The following is a 13,196-nucleotide window of genomic DNA, read 5'->3' on the forward strand; positions in this document are numbered from 1 at the left end:
TAGACTCCTAATAAGATTTTTCGGCCCAATAAACGCTCTGCGCTTGCTCAGCCAACGCGGTGCCGGCGGCGTAGCCGCTGGCCCAAGCCCATTGGAAGTTGTAGCCCCCTAGCCAGCCGGTAACGTCCATGACTTCGCCAATAAAATAGAGTCCGGATTGGAGGGTGCTTTCCATGGTTTTAGAACTGATTTCATTCACGTTAACCCCGCCTAAAGTGACTTCGGCGGTACGATACCCCTCGGTACCATTGGGCTTGAGTTGCCATTGATGGAGGTTGTCGTGCACGCTGTTAATGAGCTCGTTGGAGCAGTCGGCTAAGCGCTGTTGTAACGGCCATTGCCAATAATCTGCCAACGCTTGTACTAAACGCTTCGGAAAATACTGCTGCAGTAAGCTACCTAATTGCGCTTTAGGCTGCTGTTGCTGCCCTTGTTTGATGGCCTCGCTGATATCGTCGGAGGGTAGCAGGTTCACGGTTAATGCCTCACCAGGCTGCCAATAGGAAGAAATTTGCAACATGGCGGGGCCGCTGACGCCGCGGTGAGTAAATAACATGGCTTCATGGAAGCTGCCATCGTTGGCGCTGGCGGTGACGGGTATAGAAACCCCAGAGAGCTCAGCGAAGGCCTGTTTGTCTTGGTCGTGCAGGGTAAACGGCACCAGTGCCGCGCGTACTGGCGTAATGCTATGGCCGAACTGTTCTGCGAGCTGGTAACCCAACGGGGTCGCGCCGAGTTTCGGCATCGATAACCCGCCACAGGCGACGACTAAGTTCGTGCTACGGAACTCGCCTTTACTGGTATTAATGCGGTATTGCCCTTGCTGATAGTCGACGCCAATAATCTCTGTGCGCAGGGAAATTTCTGCGCCGACATTAGTGCACTCGGATACCAGCATATTAACGATTTGCTTAGCACTGTCGTCGCAGAATAATTGGCCGAGGGTTTTCTCGTGGTAAGCAATGCCATAGCGACTCACTAAGTCAATAAAGTCCCATTGCGTATAGCGTGCTAATGCCGATTTACAAAAGTGCGGATTGTCCGATAAATAGTTCTCTGGCGCGGCATAGAGGTTGGTAAAGTTGCAACGGCCGCCACCAGAAATCAGTATTTTTTTACCGGTTTGCTTGGCGTGGTCGAGCACTAAAACCCGTTTGCCGGTGGCTGCTGCGAAGGCTGCACAATGCAACCCCGCAGCGCCGGCACCGATAATAATGGCATCGTAATCAGGCAATGCGAGTTATCCTTTCAGCGCCTGCAATACGTGCTCGGCTTTGCTCACTTCAAATTGCTTGTCGTCTTCCACGAACAGGTCAGTGACGACACCCTCTTTAATGATCATGGCATAGCGTTGCGCGCGAATACCGCCAAACGACCCCGTGTCTTTCGCCAACCCTAACGTTTGGTGATACGCACCGTCACCGTCAGAAAGCAGACGTACGCTATCCCCCACATTTAAGTCCTTGCCCCATGCTTGCATGACAAAGGCATCGTTTACCGCAACACAGTTAATACTGGCAACGCCTGCATCGGCAAATGCTTGTGCGTGGCTGACATAGCCTGGCAAGTGTTGCTCTGAACAGGTCGGGGTAAATGCGCCTGGCACAGCGAATAATACGTGGGTACCCGTGGCAAACAGTTCGGCCGGGTCGAACTGCTGAATACCGAGTTCGCCTTTGCTGGTTAAGTTGCCGCTGGGAATACGTTGGTCTTTGCTAATCATTGGAATTCCTTAAATAAATATCAAACCGATGTTTTTTACTGCCCAAAACATAATTGGGCTGACGCTGGTCAAGGTTGGGTGCGTCGCCTGGCCTTTTGACCACTATCCGTTGGCACCCATACTGTTCTGCCAAGGGCATGAGCTGGTCGGCATCGTTATCTTCGCCTACCAGTTGCTGGAACATTTGCATGTCCTTTTTTACCTGCGCCTTGCGTTTACCCGTTTTCGGGTACATTGGATCAGCATAGGCCACGTCAGCAATACCGAAATGTTGCTGCATCAGTTGTTGCTGTAGCGTTACATCGCGGAGTGGGAGTAACAGCATCCGCCGACACGCTTCGCCCACCTCACTGTCGAGTTGTTGGCCACGCTGAATCCCGTCCGCCAATAATAACCGCACCACGGGGTGGCGTTCGGCCAAATAAATGGGGCAACCGACACTGGCGAGCATAAACGCATCACGCGCTAAACCCGCGGTTAAGTCTAATACCACCGGTCTTTTTCCTTGCTTAACACCGACGGCTTTAGCAAGCGCCTCGTTACGCCAAGAAGTGTGCTGTGCTCGGTAAGCGGCTTTGCCGTGGCTAAAATCAATCCGCAGTGGTGCGACGCTCTCGCCACACCAGTGTAATGCTAATCCTTCGGCATCTAACTGCAGTTGAAAGCGATCCTCTACACTGGCTTGGTTCGGTAATCCAGCCGTAGCCGCCAGTTTAGCCGCTCGCTCGGCATACTCGCCTTGGCCCAGCACTGGCACCATCATATTAGTGTGCCTCGCTCCATATCCTGATGGGGGATATCGTCTTCCAAATACTCGTCGCCAATTGGCATAAAGTTAAAGCTTTTATAAAACGCCAGTAGGTAAACTTGTGCAGCCAAGCGAATCGGTCGGCTTGGCGCTTGTTGCTCTAACCAGTCGATGGCGCGTTGCATCAATTCAATGCCGACGCCTTGGCGGCGCACGCTGGCGGACGTTAACACGCGCCCGATACGCGCGTACAAGTGACCACTATCGGGCAAAAACAAGCGGGCATAGGCGACGACTTTACCGCCAGCGTCTTCTGCCCACAGGTGCATGGCATGTTGGTCTTCGCCGTCAGCATCAAGATAAGGGCAGGTCTGTTCTACCACAAACACCTCTTGGCGGAGTTGCAATATGGCGTAAAGCTGTTGGAGGGTGAGCGATGCGAACGGAGCAAGTTGCCAATGTAACGTGTTCATAGTGTCAGATCTGGTTATTGTGCTTTCGCCAACTTTGGCGTTAACGTAACAACGTTATCGTAGCCTTCAGCTTGGCGATAATCATACAGAGCAAGGAGTTCAGCCACCGGCTTTCGAGTCTTACCGTTTTGACTAATATTGCGCGCCACCGATAGGCTAGTGATTTCTGCGGTATCGTATAGCGCCCGAGTCAGCTTAGTATCATGGTTACTGATCAATACCGGGATGTGGCGTTTCTCGGCAGCCATTTTTGCCCGCCGCGCTAACTCATTTTGGTCGGTTAAGCCGAACCCACCGGTAGCATAACTGGTAAAGTTTGCGGTGGGCGTGAGTGGGGCATAAGGCGGATCGCAGTAAATCACATCCCCCTGACGAGCACGACGGAAAATGTGCTCAAACGAGGCACACACAAATTGCGCGCGCTTAGCTTTTTCGGCAAACACCTCAAGTTCGGCCTCGGGGAAATAAGGCTTTTTATACTCACCGAAGGGCACATTAAAGCCCCCTTTACTGTTGTAACGACATAAGCCGTTGTAGCCATGTCGGTTGAGATACAAAAACAGTAACGAGCGCTCATAGGGATCTCGGCTTAGATTAAAACGCTGGCGCATCGCATAATAGGCATCAGCCTGATTAGTGCGGCCACAGAAGAAGCTACGCGCGTCTTTGATAAAGGTTTTTGGCCGCCGTTTTACGTATTGGTAGAGGGTAATCAGGTCAGGATTAATATCGTTCAGCACATAGCGTTCGTAGTCGGTATTTAAAAACACCGAGCCAGCGCCAACAAACGGCTCTATCAGCTTGCGTCCTTCCGGGAGCAGGCGCCGAATAGGGTCGATGAGCGAGTACTTGCCGCCAGCCCATTTTAGGAATGCGCGATGTTTTTTCATGCCGATGCCGTGAGAACGTTTACCGGCGATTGTAACCCAAAGATCAAGGCGTTAAAACGCTTGTTAACTCTTCTTGTACGGTCGCGAAAGACTTCGCCCACGGCTGCATAGCTTGTACCCCTGCTGGCAATGCGTTGACCGCGGCTCGAGCCGCTTCGATGCTCGGGTAACTGCCGTAAATTACCACGTAACGGCGTTGGCCATTGCGTTGTTCGGGGTAGACCTTAGTTATCTCGGTTAAGTCATTATCGGCTAAAAAGTTTTTTAATAACTCAGTAGAGCTGACTAAGCTAATTTGCAGTGTATAGTGGCTTGCGGGTTGTTGCTGCACCCAGGCACTATCAAATAATTCAGCGGGCTTCGATGCTGGCTTCGGTTGTTGCTTCGGCTTGGTAGGCGCGGGCTTTTCCGAACTTACCGGCTTCGCTTCTTGCGGCGTTTTAACCAGCGCGACTTGCACATCACGTGGGTCATTCTCTTTTGCTGCCTCGCGGTTCAGCGAGCTTAACGCCTGATTATAGGATACGGCAAGCTCTTTCGGCTGAAGGGTAAAGTCTACCGGCTGAAACTGTTCGGTAGCGCTTGTAGCCGCCGGCTGAGTTGCTGCTTCTTCTGGATTTTTCGTGGCTGCTTGCTCGCTTGTTTGCTCGGCAGCTGCCGGTGCTGAAGCGTTTTGCTCAGGCTCTGCGACAGCTTCGGAGCGGGCCAGCAGTTGTTGCAAATCTGGGTACCATTGGTCGCGGATGAGATAGGCGACCACTGCCGACGTCATCAGAATCGACGCCATTAAGATAAGCGCTAACGGATTTCGGCGCTTACCTGCGGAGCGAGGTTGAGCTTGCCGTTTACCTTGCTTATGGAAGACGACGTTTGGCTCAGCGCTGGCTTCGGGTTCTGGTTCTCTATAACGTTGCGCTTGGGTCGCTAACGACAGTTGCAAGCGTTGCTGAATTTCGCCTGGATAACCGTTGATGGTGCGAAGGAATTGGTCCAGCTTATCGGCACTCCAAAACGGCTTTTGCTTTTCCGGTAACAGGCGGCGAACAAATGTCAGTTGCTCTTGTGCGGTCAATGGCCCAACTTCAACCATCACTGGGCCCTGCGCGCGCACTTCTGGTGCTGGCTTTTGTTGAATTGCCCAGCGGCTATCGGCCACTAATACAATACTGATTTTGCGGCCGACGGCATTAAGCTGAGCCATGGTGCTAATGCATTCGGCAACCATTGCATCGGCCAAACTGTCGGCGTTGTCGATCACAACAATAATATGAGGCAGTGGTTGTTGCTGACCGATTTGCCGAGTGAGCGACTCGTCGGTAATCCGAATAGTGCCAAATAATTGGGTGAGAATTTGCGCGCGAATGCGGTCTGGGTGGCTACGTTCGCTGGCGCTGACTAACGCGACTTCAGCATACTCAGACGCTTGTTCGAGAAACAATTCGCTGATGGTGGTTTTACCGCTGCCCTCACGGCCGTGCAAAAAGATGATAGCGTCATTAAACCGACATTGTTGATGTAACTCATCAACCGTATGTAGTTGGCTATTGGTCGCTTTTACCGGCGCGGCAACGATTTGGTCGTTTTCTGCCACTGCGTTCATCGCTGTCATCTGCTCCACTGATAATCAAAGTACTTTACGAATCAGTGAGTGCCTGTTGAATCGACTGGTCTACAAGTTCTGGGGCGATATCTGATGTCAGCCGTGCTTGCCCGAGTCCTACGGGAATCACAAACCGCACAGCCCCTGCTTTAACCTTTTTGTCGCGTCGCATATACTGCCACCACGTCTGCGGGTCAAGTTGGGGCGGCGTTACCGGTAATCCCATATCGACAAGCAACTGGCGTAATCGACGATATTCTGACGTTTGCATCTCACCAAGCTGTTCTGACAGCTTAGCTGCAATAATCATACCAGCAGCAACTGCTTCGCCGTGGGTCCACTCGCCTAAGCCTGCCGCAGCTTCTATCGCGTGGCCAAAGGTATGGCCAAGATTAAGCAAAGCACGTGCGCCTTGTTCACGTTCATCCGCGGCGACAATTGCTGCTTTGATTTCACAGCAGCGGCGGATAACCGCGGCAATGATGTCTGGCTGACGTTGTAAAATCGCTTGGCTATGCTGCTCCAGGCTGGCAAGCAGTTCAGGGTCGTAAATCACTCCATATTTAACGACTTCTGCCAGGCCGCTGCGATAATCACGGTCGCTCAGTGTGAGTAAGCAGTTTGGATCAATCACTACCAGCCTCGGTTGATAGAAGGCGCCAATCAGATTTTTCCCACCCGGATGATTAACTGCGGTTTTTCCGCCAACGGAGGAATCGACATCGGCAAGCAGGGTGGTCGGAATTTGAATAAAGTCGACACCGCGTTGATAAGTCGCCGCAACAAAACCCGCTAGATCGCCAACAACACCACCGCCGAGTGCGATAATGGCGGCATCCCGAGAAATATTGGCAGCAATCAACTGGCTCATGATGTGTTCGTAACTAGCCAGCGACTTGAATGACTCCCCGTCGCCGACGGTTATGACCAGCATTTGGTAACCAGCTAATGCGGCTTGCAATGTTGCTAAATAATGTTGGGCAACCGTATCGTTGGTGACTATGACCAGTTGTTTGGGGAGTGCGATTCGATTTTCTTGGCAAATTTGAGGAAAATCTGCCAACGCATTTGGGGCGACGATAATGGGATAGCTACGCTCACCCAGTTCAACCATCAGTGGCTTCATAGTCGCCCCCTATTTTGCGTGTTTAAATGCCGTTTACACCAAGTTGTTCAATAATTTCGTTGACCACCACTTTGGCGCTCTGATCATCGGTGCGTACGGTAATGTCAGCAATCTCTTCGTACAACGGATTGCGAACTTCTGCCAGGTCTTCTAATACTTGGCGAGGGTCGTCCGCTTCGGAAATCAACGGTCGACGTTTGTCGCGCTGTGTTCGCGCTAACTGTTTTTCAATGGTCGTTTGTAAGTAAACAACAACACCACGTGCAGATAAGCGGTTGCGGCTTTCTTTGCTCATAATAGAGCCACCACCGGTTGCCAACACAATACCCATATTTTCGGTCAGTTCTTCAATGACCTTCTCTTCGCGGGTACGGAATCCTTCTTCGCCCTCGAGCTCGAATACCCAACTGATTTCTGCACCAGTGCGGCGTTCAATTTCACTATCAGAGTCGAAAAAATCTAGGTGGAGTTGTCTGGCGATTTGACGACCAATTGTGCTTTTGCCGGCACCCATTGGCCCAACAAGGAAAATATTACGTTTCTCAGCCATATTCCTGCTACATCACTGTTAAATTAGCTGTAACTCACGAATCCGGAGTGTCTAGAGACCTTCCTCAACTCAACGATAAAGAAGCGCGATTATCGCAACTTACAACGTTTTTAGCAACAGTTACCCTCACTTTGCCTGCTCATCGACGATTGTCGGCGTCACAAATATCAATAACTCTCGTTTATCGGCTTGTGTTCGTTGATGGCTGAATAATTTACCCACCAATGGCAACTTGGAAAGTAGCGGCACGCTATCTTGATCGTGCAGTGCTTGGCGCTGAAAGATGCCCCCAAGCACGATGGTCTCCCCACTTTTTACCAAGACTTGTGTTCCCATTTCTTGCGTATCAATCGCTACCGCGGGGCCGGTGGGTGTGCTCACCGTCTCACCACGAGTATTTTGGGTCATCACTAAGTTCAGCAAGACGTGGTCGTTAGGGGTGATTTGCGGTGTGACTTTTAAGCCCATCACCGCTTTTTTGAATTGCACGGCAGTGGCGCCAGAGGCCGCACTCTCCACGTAAGGAATTTCACTGCCTTGTTCGATATACGCCGGCTGTTGGTTGGCGGTAAAGATTTTCGGGCTGGCAATAATCTGTGCCTGATTTTCACGTTCTAGCGCTGATAACTCTAAATCGAGTAGCAAGTTATCGTGTAACTTGCCGATGTTCATGGTCAGCGACCCGGCTGCCGCCACGGTCGGTAGGTTAACTTCAAATTGCGGTCGTGAATAGCTCAGTCCACCACCCGCAGCGGTACGTTGCAGTCCGCTAGGGGATAATCCCCAGCGTACTCCCAGCTCTTCGCTGGCAGACGACTTTAATGTCACCATTCGGGCTTCAATCATCACCTGTTTGACGGGTATATCAAGGCTTTTCAATAACGCTTTAACTGTCCTGAGACGCTCTGGATAATCACGCAATATCAGTGTATTGGTGCGTTCGTCGACGCTAACCGCACCGTCTGCCGAAAGAAATTTTTGCTCATTACTGGCGAGCAGTTCCGCTAACTTTGCGGCATTGGCAAAATTAATCGTTAACAGTTCCGAGACCATTGTCCGAGCTTGCCCGGGTTGCGTTATGGGTTGCCCTTGAGTGATTGAATAGACGCTACCGTTAACCCTAACATCGAGCTGGTAAGTGGTTATTAATGAGCGCATCGCCTCGCGCCAGGGTACTTGGTTAAAGCGTAATTGTACGCGTTGCTGTAATGCCTCACTGACCACAACATTAATGCCCACATCGTCTGCTAAAAGTTGCAGTAGGGTTTGCAGCGGCATTTCTTGAACCGTCAGGGTAACCGGGTGTTGCTGCTGTTGCTGGCTGAGTTGTGCAAGCCAAGCTTGCGGTTCGGCGCCGTGAGAGCTTGTGCTGTAGCAGCCGATAACGGCGACGGCATAGACAAAACAACGCTGTGCGATTTTTTCCAACATGATGAGTCCTGGCGATGGCTAATGGGTTGCCAATAACTGACGATAATGGTGTTGTGAGTGATGGCTTCGAGCTTTATCAGCGGCTGAGCGAGCCATTGTTGTGGCGATTGGCTGTATAAGCGGCCCTGGGCATCGACTAACAGTGCCTTTGGCGGGTGTCCTTCAATACCCACAAAATGCAGCGTAGCTGCAACCGGCAGCTGCTGGTAGTGTTGCGGGCTTGGCGTACAATCGGCTCGCGCCACAGCGCTAGAGAATGGATCCCGCGTTAGCGTCGCCGCGGCTATGTCGGGTAACCCCAACGCAATAGCATCTGGGTCTAGCGTCGCATGCCAATCAAGCGTCAGTTGCTGTGCATCGTTAGCGCGCATTGTTACGCTGTCAGTGCGCCATACTGTGAGTTGCAGTAAGTGCTTCCACGCTTGCATCAAGGTTTTAAAATCCCCGCTGACCTGCCAATGTAGCTGCTGCGCTTGCCATTCCAAGGTGATGAGGTGAAGCTTGGAAAACGACTGAAGCGCTTGCTGAATACGTGATGGCAATGCATCTCTTGGTAACGGTGCCGGTACCGCGACCGTGGATGTTACGGAAAGTTGTTGCTGCAGTTGCAGAATGTGCGCCCGCAATTGCGATAACGCGTTTTCGCTGCTGGTTGGAACCACGCTATGAGCTACCAATAAGGTCAGATTTGCTAACCACAGGCAGTAATGAACGATGCGCAACGCGCTGCTGCTTAGTCGCAATTTAGCCACGTGACTGGGCATCGTTGAATAACCACCGCAATATGCGCACCTTGTCATTGGGCTGGGAAATTTGCCAGATCGCATCCGGCAACCATTTACTTAAGCCCTGCTGCCACTGTTGCTGAACACTAACGGTGGGAGCAAGCGGCAGTGTTAGCTGCAACTGTTTAGTATCAAGGCGTAGTGCGATCAGCGGCTGAGGCCATTGTTGCTGAGACAGTTGCGCGACCATGTTCCATGGCCGTTGTGCTTGCTTGAATTGTTGATAGCGCAAGTGCTGTTGTTGTCTTTGTTGCTGTTGATGGAGTAATTGCTGCAACTGATGTCTAGCCAATGCAGTAGCTTGGGAGAGTTGTTCTGCGGGGCTCTCGTAATAACGCATTATCAAGTTACTGGCATTAATAACAAGTAATAAGGATGCAATCACAATCGCGTGCTTTCTTCGCTTTTCGCGCCTGTTTCTCACCCAATCGATGATATTTAACGATGACAACGGTTAAACCCTCGTATTACCAAACCGATAGCAGCGATGGCGTCGCTCGCTAAGTTTGCGGGTTGTTTATTGGTGGTGAGAAAATGGGGTTGTAATATAATCACAGGTAACGCTCGGCGCTGTAAAAATGCAGCAGTACGGGACACTACTTTCGGTTCACCGCAGAGTAAGAAGTAACGCCATCGAACCTGCAATAAATCATCCATTGCGGTCACTGGCTGTTGCTGTATCAAGCAACCGTACTGACAAAACAACAGCTGAAAATACTGTTCGGTGCACTCAACTAATGTCCACTCAGCGGTGACCGGTTGGCTATTGGAATAACAGCGTGGTAGCAGCCAACAAGCGCCACGTAATAAGCTTTGTGCGCGACTCTCCAACACCGTAAGGGGACTGGAGAGTTGCTGGAAAGGTTGTTGAAAATCCTGTAAAGCTTGACGATTTGCGGTAATCACTTCGACCCCGTTGCAGTGGTTGGCGTAATCAAACTGGGGTGATTCTTGCAGTTGTTGGTGGGGAATGCTTGCGCTGAGCTGAGCCGCTATCGCGTCACGTCGATAATGTTCAATTCCGGTGAGGTATTGGTGTAACGTAGTATTGTGCGGCAGCGCGCTGAGTAGGAAGGGTACCGGCAGATGCAGTCGCTCGGGTAATTCTGCAAGGTCGCAAAACTGATGAAAGCAGACCAGTAATTGCCCTTGCTGGGGGATCATTTGCAATAGCTGAGCGCGGTGTTGATGAATATCTATGGCGAGATGGCTACGGCGGTTGAGTGACATCCTTGTCTCCAGCACTGACGAAAAAGTGTTCAAGCGTAGTTTATTGCGTAAAAATCAGCCATAATAGGCAACCTTAAGCGGGATAGATTGTCTTGTAAGACAATGGCAAGCATTTAACGGTGAAGCAGCGGAGTGATAGGTTGAAGTTTCTCAAAGGAATGGTAATTGCCGGCGTGGTTATGCTGGTGCTTGGGTTAACAACCGTCGTAGGTTTATATTTCTACGTAAAACCCGATTTACCGAGTGTGGAAACGCTGCGAGATGTGCACTTGCAAACCCCCATGCAAGTGTATTCAAAAGATGGTCAACTGATCTCCCAGTTCGGTGAAAAGCGCCGTATCCCCGTTAAATTGGAAGATATTCCACAAAATCTGCGCGATGCGATTATTGCCACTGAAGATAGCCGCTTTTATGAGCATTTTGGTGTGGATCCGATTGGTGTTGCCCGCGCTTTTGGTAACTTGCTAGTGACGGGTCACATCAGCCAAGGAGCCAGCACCATTACCATGCAGCTAGCAAGAAACTTTTTCTTAAGCTTCGATCAAGTATGGATGCGTAAAATTAAAGAAGCATTCATTGCCGTGCACATAGAACAATTGCTGACCAAAGACGAAATTTTAACACTTTATTTGAATAAAATTGCCTTTGGTAACCGTGCGTATGGAGTCGGCGCAGCTGCACAGGTTTATTATGGTAAGCCGTTAAAAGATCTTACGCTGGCGCAGTTAGCAACCATTGCCGGGCTACCGAAGGCACCATCGACGTTGAATCCAATTGCCGACCCCGCAGCATCAAAAGCACGTCGGCGAGTGGTGCTGCTGCGTATGCTGGACGAAAAGAAAATCACTCGTGCAGAGTTTGATGAAGCGGCCGCGGCGCCCGTAACGGCTCGCTACCATGGTGCAGAAGTCACTATGAGTGCACCTTACCTAGCGGAAATGGTGCGGCAGGCGATGGTAGATAAATTTGGCGAAGATGAGGCCTATAGTGGCGGTTACAAAGTCTATACCACCGTAGACTCGCACGACCAAGCTGCCGCGCAGCAAGCAGTCTGGACAAATTTACACGATTATGACGAGCGTCATGGCTATCGAGGGCCTGTGGCGACCCTCTGGGGGCCTGAAGAGCAACCTTGGTCGCAACAAGCTATTAACCAGTACCTCGCTAAGCAAAAAGCCTATGGCGCCGTGATGCCAGCCGTGGTTGTGGCCGTTGCTCAGCAAACGGCCACCGTACAATTACCGCAAAATCAAGAGATTACGTTAAACTGGCGAGGAATGCGCTGGGCTCGCCCATACATTAACGAAGATCGCCAAGGGCCGGCGCCTGAAACTGCAAGCGACATTTTGCATCCGGGCGAGCAAATCTATTTACGCCAAGTTGCTGGCGCAGATGGTACGGCTCAATGGCGGTTAGCGCAGATCCCAGAACCGAGTTCAGCATTAGTGTCGCTGCACCCAAACGATGGTGCTGTAGCGGCGGTAGTCGGCGGCTACAGCTTCTCTCTCAGCCAATATAACCGCGCTATTCAAGCGGAGCGACAAGTCGGTTCAAATATCAAGCCGTTGCTCTATTCGGCAGCCTTTGATAATGGCTTTACTTTGGCAACGCTGGTCAACGATGCACCGATTAACCAATGGAATCCGGGTTCCGGTATCGCTTGGCGGCCGAAGAACTCTCCCGATGTGTACGAAGGACCCATTCGCCTTCGTAAAGCATTGGCGAAGTCAAAAAACGTGGTATCAGTGCGGCTAATTAGGGCGATTGGCGTGGACGTTGTGGCTGACCGAATTGCCGACTTTGGCATCCCGCGTGAGCGGGTACCAGAAAATGAATCACTGTCGTTGGGTTCAATCTCGATGACGCCAATGGAGGTAGCTAGAGCGTATACTGCTATTGCTAACGGTGGACACCTAATCGATCCTTACTTTATTGATCGTGTAGAAGATGCTGAGGGCAATATCGTGGTGCAAACTCAACCGAGTTTCGCCTGCACTGCATGTGTGGCAGACGACGCACCCTATGAGCGACCATTGAAGCAGGCACCGCAGGTCATCAGTGAACAAACGGCATTTTTGGTTGCGCAAGCAATGAAATCTACCGTTTGGGGCGGCGGCAGTTGGGCACATAAGACTGGCTGGAATGGCACCGCGTGGCGGATTCAACGCTCTGATCCGATCACCGATAAGGCTGGACGCGAGATTATGGGCAAAACCGGTACCACCAACGACGTTAAAGACACGTGGTTTTCAGGTTTCGTTAGCGGCCTAGTGACTACCACTTGGGTTGGCTTTGATGATGTCAGTCGGCAACTTGGGCGGACTACGATGAACAGCAATTTAGACCGTAGTGAACAAGCTATCACCGGCAGCGAAGCTGGCGCAAAAACGGCGTTGCCGGGGTGGATTTTGTATATGGAAGAAGCCGTTCAACACGTTGAAACAAATGCGATTCCAGTACCACCTGGAGTGGTCTCTGTTCGCATTGATTTAACCTCCGGAAAGCTGTCACGCCGTAATGATTACACCAGCCGCTTTGAGTTTTTTAAAGCCGGAACGCAACCCACGGAATATGCTGACAGTGGCGAGGATACGGTGATATACGACGAGCAAGGCTCGCTGTTCTAAGCGCGCCTTGCTG

13 protein-coding genes are annotated in these 13,196 nt (G+C 51.2%); 1 reads left to right on the forward strand and 12 read right to left on the reverse strand.

Going from position 1 to position 13,196, the window contains the following annotated elements; genetic code table 11:
• Positions 1-7: 7 nt before the first annotated feature.
• The 12 genes from CWI84_RS08060 to CWI84_RS08110 all read right to left on the reverse strand — a co-directional run bounded on the left by CWI84_RS08060 (position 8) and on the right by CWI84_RS08110 (position 10,556).
• On the reverse strand, positions 8-1,234 hold the full coding sequence (locus CWI84_RS08060; RefSeq protein ID WP_126842081.1) for a BaiN/RdsA family NAD(P)/FAD-dependent oxidoreductase: 1,227 nt from the start codon (positions 1,232-1,234) through the stop codon (positions 8-10).
• 6 nt (positions 1,235-1,240) lie between these two features.
• Complete coding sequence (locus tag CWI84_RS08065; RefSeq protein ID WP_126842082.1) at positions 1,241-1,723, reverse strand: peroxiredoxin; 483 nt, start codon at positions 1,721-1,723, stop codon at positions 1,241-1,243.
• Entirely contained in the window at positions 1,716-2,486 is a 771-nt protein-coding gene (locus CWI84_RS08070) for a class I SAM-dependent methyltransferase (protein ID WP_126842083.1), read from the reverse strand. The genes CWI84_RS08065 and CWI84_RS08070 overlap by 8 nt, the downstream gene beginning before the upstream one ends.
• Positions 2,483-2,944, reverse strand: coding sequence for a GNAT family N-acetyltransferase (locus CWI84_RS08075; protein WP_126842084.1), 462 nt, complete (start codon positions 2,942-2,944; stop codon positions 2,483-2,485). The genes CWI84_RS08070 and CWI84_RS08075 overlap by 4 nt, the downstream gene beginning before the upstream one ends.
• Before the next feature lie 14 nt (positions 2,945-2,958).
• Positions 2,959-3,834, reverse strand: a complete 876-nt coding sequence (locus CWI84_RS08080) for a Dam family site-specific DNA-(adenine-N6)-methyltransferase (protein WP_126842085.1) — start codon at positions 3,832-3,834, stop codon at positions 2,959-2,961.
• A 43-nt stretch (positions 3,835-3,877) separates the two neighbouring features.
• Positions 3,878-5,443, reverse strand: coding sequence for an AAA family ATPase (locus CWI84_RS08085; RefSeq protein WP_126842086.1), 1,566 nt, complete (start codon positions 5,441-5,443; stop codon positions 3,878-3,880).
• Positions 5,444-5,468: 25 nt separating this feature from the next.
• Positions 5,469-6,560, reverse strand: coding sequence for a 3-dehydroquinate synthase (aroB, locus tag CWI84_RS08090; RefSeq protein ID WP_126842087.1), 1,092 nt, complete (start codon positions 6,558-6,560; stop codon positions 5,469-5,471).
• Between the two features lie 22 nt (positions 6,561-6,582).
• Entirely contained in the window at positions 6,583-7,110 is a 528-nt protein-coding gene (gene aroK / locus CWI84_RS08095; protein WP_126842088.1) for a shikimate kinase AroK, read from the reverse strand.
• A gap of 126 nt (positions 7,111-7,236) precedes the next feature.
• On the reverse strand, positions 7,237-8,493 hold the full coding sequence (locus CWI84_RS08100; protein ID WP_241968762.1) for a type IV pilus secretin PilQ: 1,257 nt from the start codon (positions 8,491-8,493) through the stop codon (positions 7,237-7,239).
• A complete protein-coding gene (locus CWI84_RS11820; RefSeq protein ID WP_241968757.1) occupies positions 8,400-9,293 on the reverse strand; it encodes a hypothetical protein in 894 nt (297 codons plus the stop codon). Before CWI84_RS11820 ends, CWI84_RS08100 begins: the two co-directional genes overlap by 94 nt.
• Positions 9,286-9,711 carry a hypothetical protein gene (locus CWI84_RS08105; protein ID WP_126842090.1) on the reverse strand — a complete coding sequence of 142 codons (426 nt, stop codon included), beginning with the start codon at positions 9,709-9,711 and terminating at the stop codon, positions 9,286-9,288. The genes CWI84_RS11820 and CWI84_RS08105 overlap by 8 nt, the downstream gene beginning before the upstream one ends.
• Before the next feature lie 53 nt (positions 9,712-9,764).
• On the reverse strand, positions 9,765-10,556 hold the full coding sequence (locus CWI84_RS08110) for a hypothetical protein (protein WP_126842091.1): 792 nt from the start codon (positions 10,554-10,556) through the stop codon (positions 9,765-9,767).
• Between the two features lie 140 nt (positions 10,557-10,696).
• Here CWI84_RS08110 and CWI84_RS08115 point away from each other — a divergent pair, with 140 nt between their 5' ends.
• Positions 10,697-13,183: a penicillin-binding protein 1A gene (locus CWI84_RS08115; protein WP_126842092.1), complete on the forward strand. Its 2,487-nt coding sequence runs from the start codon at positions 10,697-10,699 to the stop codon at positions 13,181-13,183.
• The last annotated feature ends 13 nt before the right edge of the window (positions 13,184-13,196 follow it).

This window comes from Idiomarina tyrosinivorans, from assembly GCF_003987475.1.
Lineage (GTDB): Bacteria > Pseudomonadota > Gammaproteobacteria > Enterobacterales > Alteromonadaceae > Idiomarina > Idiomarina tyrosinivorans.